Source organism: Nocardia sp. NPDC003726, assembly GCF_053586955.1.
Map to the genome: position 1 here is coordinate 1 of NZ_JBSFNF010000054.1, position 10,869 is coordinate 10,869.

Genomic DNA, 10,869 nt, shown 5'->3' on the forward strand with positions numbered 1-10,869 from the left:
GCGCGGCCGCCGCGTAGGCGACGAAGGAGCAAGCGGCGGTCGCGCACACGCGAGCCACAAAGGGGCCGCGAACACTCAGCGCCGAAGGCGCTGAAAAACCAACACAGTGCGAGACTGTGTTGCATGTCATCACCGCGCGGCGGGCGTCAGGGAACGCAACACGACGGCAACGCCGTGTGCGAGGTCGACGCTGTCGCGCGCGGTGACGCCGCGATCCGGGCGGCGGCCGCCGAGTTGGTCGCGCTCTCGCACGCCATCCACGACGAACCGGAGTTGGCGTTCGAGGAGACCCGCAGCGTCGCCAAGACCATCGCTCCGCTGGCCGAGCGCGGCTTCGAGATCGAGGCCGGGGTCGCGGAACTGCCGACGGCTTTCCGTGCGCGCTACGGCAGCGGCTCGCTGACCGTCGGCATCTGCGCCGAGTACGACGCGCTGCCCGAGATCGGCCACGCCTGCGGGCACAACATCATCGCCGCCTCCGCGGTCGGCGCCGCGCTCGGTCTCGCCGAGGTCGCCGACGCGCTCGACCTCACCGTGCTGGTGTTCGGCACACCCGCCGAGGAGAGCGGCGGTGGGAAGGTGCTCATGCTGGAACGCGGCGTGTTCGACGACGTCGCGATGGCGATGATGGTGCATCCAGGCCCGCTCGACATCGTCGGCGCCCGCTCGCTGGCTCTGGCCGACCTGTCGGTGGTCTTCCACGGGCGCGAGGCGCACGCCAGCGCGGCCCCTGAGCAGGGGCGCAACGCGGGCGACGCGGTCACCGTCGCGCAGGTCGCCCTGGGGTTGCTGCGGCAACATCTCCTGCCCGGCCAGCAACTGCACGGTATAGTCGGCGACGGTGGCGTAGCTCCCAACATCGTGCCCGGACGTGCGGAACTGCTGTATTACCTACGCGCAGTCGACTCCGCATCCCTCGATGATCTGATGCGACGAGCGTCGGCTTGTTTCGAGGCGGGCGCCCTCGCGACCGGCTGCACCCACGAAATCCGGACGCTCGCGCCGACGTACACCGAGCTGACCCCGGATCCGGAGTTGTTGCTCGTCTATCGCGAGCAGCTCGCCGGATTGGGACGCGTGCCGCTCGCTCCGGAGTTCGAGGCGCAGCGGCCGCTGGGCAGCACCGATATGGGGAACGTCACCAATGTCATTCCGGGCATCCACCCGGTCATCGGCATTGATGCCGGTGGTGCGGTGACACATCAGCCAGGCTTCGCCGCGGCCAGCGTCAACGCCTCGGCGGATCGTGCGGTCCTCGACGGTGCGCTCGCGCTCGCGCGTACCGCAATCGCCGTCGCCCGCGATGACATCCATAGAGACAGGTTGTTGCAACGGCTAGTTCAACGACAGGAGGACATTCGGTGAGCACAACCGGCCGTTCTGCGGCGCCGGCGACGGGCCCGGAGGTGGGCGTCCGTGTGGCCACGGAGGGCCACGGCAGCTCCGCAGTGTCGGAGACCGGGGGATCAGGGCGCGAAGCGGTGGAGTCGTGGCTGGCCGATCACACGGTCGATCTCGTCCAATGGCGCAGGCACATCCACGCGAATCCGGAGCTGTCCCGTACCGAGTTCGGCACCACCGAGTTCGTCTCGGCGTGGCTGACCAAGGCGGGTCTGACGCCACAGGTGCTGCCCGGCGGCACCGGCCTGATCTGTGACATCGGACCGGAAGGACCGCGGATCGGCCTGCGCGCCGACATGGACGCGCTGCCGCTGCAGGAGTTCACCGGACTGCCCTTCGCTTCGACGGTTCCCGGCGTCTCGCACGCCTGCGGCCACGACGCGCACACCACCATCCTGCTCGGCACGGCGCTGGCGCTGGCCGAGGTGCCGCAGCTGCCGGTCGGCGTGCGGCTGGTCTTCCAGCCCGCGGAGGAGGTCATGCCGGGCGGCGCGATCGATGTGGTCGCCGCGGGCGCGATGACGGGCGTGGAGCGGATCTTCGCGCTGCACTGCGACCCGCGCCTGGAGGTCGGCCGGATCGGCATCCGGGTCGGTGCGATCACCTCCGCCGCCGACACCATCGAGCTGGTGCTCGATTCGCCCGGCGGCCACACCTCGCGTCCGCATCTGACCAGCGACCTGGTCTACGCGATCGGCTCGGTCATCACCGGCCTGCCCGGCCTGCTCAGCCGCCGGATCGACCCGCGCACCAGCACCGTGATGGTGTGGGGCGCGGTGAGCGCGGGAAAGGCGCCGAACGCCATCCCGCAGACCGGCATGCTCACCGGCACCATCCGCACCGGAGATCACGCGACCTGGTCGTTGCTGGAGCCGATGGTGCGGGAGATCGTCGACGGCCTGCTCGCCCCGACGGGCGTGCGTTACCAGCTGAACTACCGGCGCGGCGTGCCGCCCGTGGTCAACGACGAGCACTCCACCCGCCTCTTCGAGGACGCCATTCGAGCACTGGGCCCCGACGCGCTGGCCGACACTCCGCAGTCCGGCGGCGGCGAGGATTTCTCCTGGTACCTGGAGGAGGTGCCGGGCGCGATGGCGCGCCTCGGCGTCTGGTCCGGCGAGGGCGAACAGCTGGATCTGCACCAGCCGACCTTCGACATCGACGAGCGGGCGCTCGCGGTCGGCGTCCGGGTGCTGAGCAATCTCGCGCTCGGCGTGGGCCCTGTCTGACCTCCAGCGCCTGCGGCGCTGAGTGTTCGCGGCCCGTGGTGGCTCGCGTCCGAGCGGCGAGACGCGCGCATTCCGCGCTTCGCTCCTGGACGCGAGCCGGGCCGCGAACGGTGCTCGACGGCCTCGCACTCGACGAGGCCGGGAGCGTGACAGTGGTCGAGCCCGGCGGAGAGGGCACGGCCACACCGCAGGCGTTGCTAGGTGACGCGCGCTCAGCCGAAGTTGCCCGGGCCGACGTTGCGGCTGTTGCGAGTGCGTAGGGCGTGCACGTAGTCCTCTGGCGCACCGGCCTTTTCGGCGGCGTCGGCGATCACGCCGAGGTAGCGGGCCGATGGCAGGCCGCCCTCATAGGCGTCCAGCACGTAGAGCCAGGCCAGCGTGGGCTCGCCACCGTCGCCGTTGCGGGTCACGCGCAGGCGGATCTTCTTGTGGATGCCGAAGTCCGAGCCCTCCCAGCGGTCCAGGCGCTGCTCGTCCTCCGGGGACACGTCGTAGAGCACGACGAACACCCGGGAACCGGGATCCTCCACGACCGTCGCGAGAGGCCCTTCCCAGCCGATGTCGTCACCGGCGAAGGTGAGCCGCCAGCCCTCCAACCAGCCCGTCCCGGACATGGGGGAGTGCGGACAGCGCTCGAGCATCTGCGTCGAGTCCATGTTGGACCCATAGGCGGCATAGATCGGCACCAGCAAAGGGTAGCCAATAACCTTCGCAGACCGCGTTCGATTGCCGCACCTGCGGCGCGCCGCCCGGCGGTCGACCGTTGCGCACCGGTAACGCGGTCGGTGGTGCGAGGTGGTTGCCGGATAACGTTGACCTCGTGCCGGAGATCCCGGCGCGAAGCACGGAGCGGAGGTATCAATGACCCGCATCGCGATCATCGGTGGCGGACCGGCCGGCTATGAGGCGGCCTTGGTGGCGGCCCAGCACGGAGCGTCGGTGACGCTGATCGATTCCGACGGCATCGGCGGAGCGTGCGTGCTGTGGGACTGCGTCCCCTCCAAGACCTTCATCGCCTCCACCGGCGTGCGCACCGATCTGCGCCGCGCTCGCGATCTGGGGATCACCCTCGACCCGGCCCAGGCGCAGGTGCAATTGCCGGAGGTGAACGCGCGCGTCAAGGCGCTGGCGCTGGCGCAGTCCTCCGACATCCGCTCGAAACTGCAGACCGTCGGGGTGACGGTGCTGGCAGGTTACGGCGAGCTGATCGATCGAGGCAGCGGCCTGGCCGCGCACCGGGTGCTGGCCAGACTGGCCGACGGCGCGCAGCAGATCATCGAGGCCGAGGTGGTGCTGATCGCGACCGGTGCGAGCCCGCGGGTGCTGCCGGGCGCGGAGCCCGACGGTGAGCGGATCCTCAACTGGCGTCAGCTCTACGACCTGGATGAGCTGCCGGAGACCCTGGTCGTCGTCGGTTCCGGTGTGACGGGCGCGGAGTTCGTCTCGGCATACACCGAGATGGGCGTGCGGGTGAAACTGGTCTCCAGCCGCGACCGCGTGCTGCCCGGCGAGGACGCCGACGCCGCGCTCGTGCTGGAGGACGCGCTCGCCGAGCGCGGCGTCGAACTGGTCAAGCACGCCCGTGCCGACGCGGTGGAGCGCACCGCCGACGGCATCGTGGTCAAGCTCTCCGACGGCCGCACCGTCTCCGGCTCGCACGCGCTGATGACCGTCGGCTCGACACCCAACACCACCGGCCTCGGGCTGGAAAAGGTCGGCATCGAACTCGACCGCGGCGGCTATCTGCGGGTGGACCGCGTGTCGCGCACCTCGGTGCCGGGCATCTACGCCGCGGGCGACTGCACCGGCCTGCTGCCGCTGGCCTCGGTGGCCGCGATGCAGGGGCGCATCGCGATGTACCACGCGCTCGGCGAAGGCGTCAGCCCGATCCGACTGAAGACCGTCGCCTCCGCGGTGTTCACCCGGCCGGAGATCGCGACCGTCGGCGTCAGCCAGACCGCGATCGACAACGGCGAGGTGCCCGCGCGCACGGTGATGCTGCCGCTGAACACCAATCCGCGCGCCAAGATGTCCGGGCTGCGACGGGGTTTCGTCAAGATCTTCTGCCGTCCGGCGACCGGCGTGGTGATCGGCGGTGTCGTGGTCGCGCCGATCGCCTCGGAGCTGATCCTGCCGATCGCGCTTGCGGTGCAGAACAATCTGACGGTCAACGACCTGGCCCAGACCTTCTCGGTGTACCCGTCGCTCACCGGTTCGGTGACCGAGGCGGCGCGTTTGCTGATGCGGCACGACGACTTGGGCTGAGCTCGGGTTCGGCGCACCGGGTGCCGTGTCCGATCCCGGACACCGGGCCCGGTGAACTCGGGGCGGACGCGGGATGCGGGCGCTCTTGCCACCCTTGGCTATTCGCTGCGTTGCCCATCCTGCGCACATGTGGTTCACTCTCGGCAGAGATGCGATCGGCTGGACGGTCGCGGAGTTCGGTGTGGGGGGATGGGTTCTTTCCAGATCGGCACGTGCGAACGGCCCGGGTCGTTCGACGATCAGGCGTCTCACCCAGGGACAACTGCATGCGGCCGTTCCGGTCGCACCCGGGAAGGGAATTGCGAAAAGTGAAACATCGTAAGCCGAGTCGGGCGCAGCGAGCGATGGCGAGCACCTCGTTGCCACTGGCCACAGCGGCTGCCGTGGCCACTCTCTTCGCTGCGCCGGCGGGGGCGGCTCCCAACGATCCGGCCACTCCGTCGACGCCCGCGCCTGCGCAGCCGGGCGTGAACGAGTCGCCGAGCACCCCGGAGACCACCCAGGCCGAGCCGAACAAGCCGGAATCCAAGCCGGAGGCGCAGAAGCCGGAGAGCAAGCCCACGCCGAGCCAGCCGGGCGTCACCACCCCGGAGTCGGATCACGCCGCGCCGGAACAGAAGGATCCGAAGCTGGCCAAGCCGACCCAGCCGGGCGTGACCCCGCCGCGGGTCGCGCCGCTGCCGGTCCCCGGTCAGCAGAAGCCGGACGAGCCGCTGCCCGCGGTCGTGCCTGATCAGGCGGCGCCGCAGCCGGGCGGGCAGTCCGGCCAGCAGGCGGCCCCGCAGCCAGGACAGCAGGCCGCTCCGCAGCAGGGCGCGCAGAACGACAACGCCCAGGCGCGGCAGCCGGACAGCTCCACGCTGGTGCAGCCGCAGGCACAGCCGCGCTGGCAGGCGCCGCGGCTGGAGTCGGCTCCGGCCGCGCCGGTCGTGGAGATGACCGGCCCGCACGCCGAGATCGGCGCCAACATCGACGGCGGCACCATCCTGCCCGGCCACGTGGCCAACACCCACCACTTCAGCAACGAGGCCGGTTACGTCGGCACCATCGGCTACCGCACGCCGACCGGTTCCGGTGAAGCGGGCGTCTCGGTGGAGTTCGTCGACAAGAACACCGTCAAGCTGACCACCTACACCGGTGGCGAGGGCTTGGCATCGAACAACACCACCACGGTGTTCGACACCACCCAGCTGAACCAGGCCAAGGCCGCGGTGGAGGACTGGATCCGGGAGCAGCCGGGCGGAGCCGCTGCCCTGGATGCCGCCGCACAGGTTAAGCTTCCGCTTCAGCCGGGCGATTTCGCTCCGCAGACCGTCGACGTGGGTGGTGTCACCACCCAGTGGGGTGGCTCACTCCAGTACTGACACGTACAGTTTCGGCGGGTGGGGCGGTCGTTCACGGCCGCCCCACTTGTGTGTCCTGGGAAAGGATTGGGTGTGACCTCCGAGGGTGACGCGAGGGAGAACGAATCCGACCAGTCCGGTTCGGCGTTCGGTCCGTCGTTGGGGGAGTTCGGGCCGCCGGTTTCCGAGTTCGGACCGCCCGTCTCGGAATTCGGTCCGCCGGTTGCGCAATTCGGCCCGCCGACGGGGGCCGACACCGGTCCCCGCTGGCAGGTGCCGCAGCAGCCTACCGATCACCCGGAACTGACTTGGCGACCCGCGGGCGAGCCGGAAACGACACCCGCGCTGCCGTCGCAGTTCCGCGCGCCGGATTCCACCGTCTACACCGGACCGCCCTCCGCCGCGCCCGAGCAGCCTTCCGCCGCAGCCGAGCGCTCCCAGCCGACGAGCGGTGAGCCGCAGGAATCCTGGTGGAACCAGCCGACCGCCGAAGGCGGCGTGCCGAAGCCTCCCGCGCCGTCCGAATCGGGTTTGTCCTGGGCCGAGGACCCGATCGCCATGCGGCTGGCGTTGCGTGTGCCGACCACACCGGCGCCGGCCCGGCGCAAGGGCCCCTCGCCGCGATGGATCGTGCTCGGTGCGGTCGCCGCGGTAGCGGTGCTGATCGCGCTGACGGTGACCATCATCGTGTCCAGCGGCAGCGATGAGGACCAGAACGGTACGGCCGCGTCGGCCGGGCCCAGCACCGTGTCGGTGAACTGCCCGACCCGCACCGAGGGCAAGGTCACCTTCGGCAACGGCCCAGGGGATACGAGCAGTGGGATCCGCGCGATTCTGGGCTTCGAGCACGCCTACTATTCCGAGCGCAGCGCCACCCGCGCGCACACGTTCGTGGCGCCGGGCGCGAACGTCGAGCCCCCCGCGGACCTGCAGAAGACCATTGATCAGCACATTCCGCAGGGGACGGGCTATTGCCTGCGGATCGCGGAGATCACCCCCGACCGCTTCAACGTGGAGATCACCGAGCACCGTCCGGATGGCACGGAGGCCCAGTACTTCCCGGTGATCACAACCGTGAATCTGGACGGGCGGACCCTCATCTATCTGATCGATTGAGTCGCTTCGTGGAGTCGGGACCCGTCCGCCGGTTCCTTCCCGCGATCCCGGCTGCGCGCATTGCCTGAAACGAGTGCCGAGTCCGATCCGCCCGGCCACCGGTGCGCGCCGGGACTGCGCACCCGCGGCCGCCGACGCCGATCAGCCGTCGTTGACGCCCGGCTGCAGGTAGTTCGTGACCTGCCACACGTAGCCTCCGCCGGAGCGCACGCAGCCGAGAACGGCTTTGCGCTGGACCCCATTGCCCACGTCCACGTAGTCCTTCGCCGTCGCTCCGGGGACAGTGCACTTCTGGCCGGGCTGGGCGGCGTTCGCCGAGGGCGCGGCGAAGGCCAGGATGCCGGTGGTCAATGCACCGATGGCGAGCGCGGATGCGATGTGCTTCATTGCTTTTCGTTCCTTCGATCGGATGATCTGTACGTGAATCTGGACGGTCGCGGTGCGCAGGCCGTTCCATCGAGTGATATAGATCACTTCGATCGGACATGTTGTATGCCCTCTGGGCTCGGCTTTCGGGCAGCGGGTCGGTGGGCCTTGCCGTAGGCGCACTCGACTGATCGCACCGGTGTCCTCGCCTATCGATTGGGTCTCACATACTGAGAATAGAATTTCATATTTTGGTAGTCGGTATGAAACAGTGAGGATACGCGTACCGTGGCGTCCTCCTGGAGGTTTCATGTCGGCGATCACTCCACCACTGGCCCGGCGTCTCGACGGCCTGACGAGCTCGGCGATTCGGGACCTGCTGAAGGTAGCCGCGCGCGACGACATCATCAGCCTGGCCGGTGGCCTTCCCGACGAGCAATTGATGCCGAGGGACCGGATCGCGGAGGCGGCGGAATCGGCGCTGGCGGACCGCGCACGACTGCAGTACACCGAGTCGGCGGGCTGGGGCCCGCTGCGTGAAGTGCTCGCCGCGCGCGAGACCCAGCGGCTGGGGCGGCCGGTGCCGCTGGAGGAGGTGTTCGTCACCCACGGCTCGCAGCAGGCGTTGTCGCTGCTCGCCGAGGTGCTGCTCGATCCGGGCGCACTGGTCGTGGTGGAGGATCCTGCCTACGTCGGCGCCTTGCAGGTGTTCCGCGCCGCCGGATCGCGCATCGTGACGGTCCCGCTGGACGCCGACGGGATGCGCGTCGACGCGCTGGCCGAGCTGCTCGGCCGCGGCGAGCGGCCCGCCGTGGTGCACACGGTGAGCAATTTCCACAACCCGCGCGGTGTCACCATGAGTTCGCGGCGTCGACGGGAACTGGCCGAGCTCGCCGACCGGTACGGATTCTGGGTGATCGAGGACGATCCCTACGGTGAGCTGTGGTTCGACCGGCCGTCGCCGGAGCCGATCGCGACGTATTCGCCCAATGTGATCCGGTTGTCCAGCGTGTCGAAGATCCTTGCCCCGACCTTGCGGGTGGGCTGGATGACCGCGCCGAACGCGGTGTGCAGGGGCGTGGAGTTGCTGAAGCAGGGCGCTGACCTGTGCGGTTCGGCCTTGACCCAGCAGATCGCCGCCGATCTGCTCGCCGACGCGGACTGGCTGACCGGGCAGGTCGAACAGATCCGGCGGGTCTACGGCGCGCGTGCGCGGGTCTTGGTCGACGAACTGCGCACCAGCTTCGGCGACCGGCTGGTGAGCACCGACGCCGCCGGTGGCATGTTCGTGTGGGTCGATTTCACCGATGGGACCGACACCGTGCAGCTGTTGCCCCATGCCATCGATCTCGGCGTCGCCTACGTCCCCGGCGAGGCGTTCGCGGTGTCGGGCGGTCATCGGAGCTCGATGCGTCTGTGCTTCACCACTTCCGACGCGACGACGCTGCGGGAGGCGGTTGCGCGCTTGGCGCGCGCGATCGGCGCATAGATTCGGGAGCACCGCTTTCGGTAGCGGAAGCGGACTCGGCGCGTTTTCAGTCCACCCAACCGTAGGTGCGCTCGACCGCCTTGTTCCACGCGGCGAAGCGCTCTTCGCGCTCCGCCTCCGGCATGGTCGGATGCCAGGTCTTGTCGGCGGTCCAGTTGTCGCGGATGTCGTCGGTGCCCGCCCAGTAGCCGACAGCCAGCCCGGCCGCGTACGCCGCACCCAGCGCGGTGGTCTCGTTGACCACCGGGCGCACCACGGGCACGTCGAGCACGTCGGATTGGAACTGCATCAGCAGATCGTTGGCGACCATGCCGCCGTCCACCTTCAACGTGGTCAGCTCCAGGCCGAGCCGCTGGGACTCCGCGTCGGCGCGCATCGCGTCGACCACCTCGCGGGTCTGGAACGCGGTGGATTCCAGCACCGCCCGCGCCAGGTGCGCTTTGGTGACGAAGCGGGTGAGCCCGGTGATCACGCCGCGCGCGTCCGGGCGCCAGCGCGGGGCGAACAGCCCGGAGAAGGCGGGCACGATGTAGGCGCCGCCGTTGTCGTCGACGCTGCGGGCCAGCGGCTCGATCTCGTCGGCGGAGGAGATGATGCCGAGATTGTCGCGGAACCACTGCACCAGCGAGCCGGTGACCGCGATGGAGCCCTCCAAGGCGTATACCGCGTCCGCGTCACCGAGGCGGTAACACACCGTCGTGAGCAGGCCGTGCTTACTGAACACCGGCGTGGTTCCGGTGTTCAGCAACATGAAATTGCCGGTGCCGTAAGTGTTCTTGGCCTCGCCGGGCGCCAGGCACGCCTGGCCGAAAGTGGCGGCCTGCTGGTCGCCGAGGATGCCCGCCACCGGCACCCCGGCCAGCGGTCCCGAACCGATCGGCGCGTAGACCTCCGAGGAACTGCGCACCTGCGGCAGCATCGACTCGGGCACGCCGAACTCCCGGCAGATCTCCGAATCCCATTGCAACGAGCGCAGATCCAGCAGCATGGTGCGGGAGGCGTTGGTCACGTCGGTGATGTGCTCGCCGGTGAGCTTCCACAGCACCCAGCTGTCGACGGTGCCGAAGCACAGCTCGCCCGCCTCCGCGCGCTCCCGCACGCCCGGCACGTTGTCCAGGATCCAGCGCAGCTTCGGCCCGGCGAAATAGGTGGACAACGGCAGGCCGGTGCGGTCCTGATAGCGGGCCGGTCCCGCGTCGCCGGCCAGTTCGGCGCACAGCCGGTCGGTGCGGGTGTCCTGCCAGACGATCGCGTTGTACACCGGCCGGCCGGTCTCGCGGTCCCACACCACGGTCGTCTCGCGCTGATTGGTGACGCCCACCGCGGCGATGTCATCGGCGCCGAGGCCGCCACGCTCGAGAACCTCACCGAGAACGAGTTCGGTATTGCGCCAGATGGTTTCGGGATCGTGCTCCACCCAGCCCGGTCGCGGGAAGATCTGCTCGTGCTCCCGCTGGGCGACGCCGACGACGCGCCCATGCCGGTCGAAGACGATGCACCGGCTGGAAGTCGTGCCCTGGTCGATGGCGGCCACATAGCGACGCATGGGCTGAGTTTATTTGGCCGCGCCTTCGGCGCGGCGTGTTCGCGGCCCCCTTGTGGCTCGCGTCCGAGCGACCGCCGCTGGCGACTTCGTCGCGGACGCGGCGGCCACTCGGAC

The 10,869-nt window shown here is 69.6% G+C and carries 9 protein-coding genes; 6 read left to right on the forward strand and 3 right to left on the reverse strand.

Translation table 11 applies throughout. The features are described 5' to 3' along the window. Positions 1-123: 123 nt before the first annotated feature. Positions 124-1,365 (forward strand): M20 family metallopeptidase, encoded by a 1,242-nt coding sequence (locus ACWDMM_RS33585; RefSeq protein ID WP_195080520.1) that lies wholly within the window; start codon positions 124-126, stop codon positions 1,363-1,365. A 116-nt stretch (positions 1,366-1,481) separates the two neighbouring features. Then, positions 1,482-2,630 (forward strand): M20 family metallopeptidase, encoded by a 1,149-nt coding sequence (locus ACWDMM_RS33590; RefSeq protein ID WP_397070889.1) that lies wholly within the window; start codon positions 1,482-1,484, stop codon positions 2,628-2,630. 212 nt (positions 2,631-2,842) lie between these two features. On the opposite strand, the gene ACWDMM_RS33595 is transcribed toward ACWDMM_RS33590, so the two are convergent. After that, positions 2,843-3,316, reverse strand: coding sequence for a gamma-glutamylcyclotransferase (locus tag ACWDMM_RS33595; protein WP_039796248.1), 474 nt, complete (start codon positions 3,314-3,316; stop codon positions 2,843-2,845). Positions 3,317-3,491: 175 nt separating this feature from the next. On the opposite strand from ACWDMM_RS33595, the gene ACWDMM_RS33600 reads away from it, so the two are divergent. From ACWDMM_RS33600 to ACWDMM_RS33610, 3 genes are all read left to right on the forward strand, one after another. Then, on the forward strand, positions 3,492-4,895 hold the full coding sequence (locus ACWDMM_RS33600) for an NAD(P)H-quinone dehydrogenase (protein ID WP_195080521.1): 1,404 nt from the start codon (positions 3,492-3,494) through the stop codon (positions 4,893-4,895). A gap of 383 nt (positions 4,896-5,278) precedes the next feature. Then, a complete protein-coding gene (locus tag ACWDMM_RS33605) occupies positions 5,279-6,259 on the forward strand; it encodes a hypothetical protein (RefSeq protein ID WP_195080522.1) in 981 nt (326 codons plus the stop codon). Between the two features lie 72 nt (positions 6,260-6,331). Then, a complete protein-coding gene (locus ACWDMM_RS33610) occupies positions 6,332-7,354 on the forward strand; it encodes a hypothetical protein (RefSeq protein ID WP_357113131.1) in 1,023 nt (340 codons plus the stop codon). Positions 7,355-7,495: 141 nt separating this feature from the next. On the opposite strand, the gene ACWDMM_RS33615 is transcribed toward ACWDMM_RS33610, so the two are convergent. Next, positions 7,496-7,741: a hypothetical protein gene (locus ACWDMM_RS33615; RefSeq protein ID WP_195080524.1), complete on the reverse strand. Its 246-nt coding sequence runs from the start codon at positions 7,739-7,741 to the stop codon at positions 7,496-7,498. Positions 7,742-8,030: 289 nt separating this feature from the next. Between ACWDMM_RS33615 and ACWDMM_RS33620 the strand changes: the two genes are divergently transcribed. Next, complete coding sequence (locus tag ACWDMM_RS33620) at positions 8,031-9,209, forward strand: aminotransferase-like domain-containing protein (RefSeq protein ID WP_195080525.1); 1,179 nt, start codon at positions 8,031-8,033, stop codon at positions 9,207-9,209. Between the two features lie 46 nt (positions 9,210-9,255). Here ACWDMM_RS33620 and glpK read toward each other — a convergent pair whose 3' ends face one another. Further along, the gene (gene glpK, locus ACWDMM_RS33625; RefSeq protein ID WP_449941548.1) at positions 9,256-10,755 is read right to left on the reverse strand and encodes a glycerol kinase GlpK; all 1,500 of its coding nucleotides are present in this window, start codon (positions 10,753-10,755) and stop codon (positions 9,256-9,258) included. Positions 10,756-10,869: the final 114 nt, after the last annotated feature.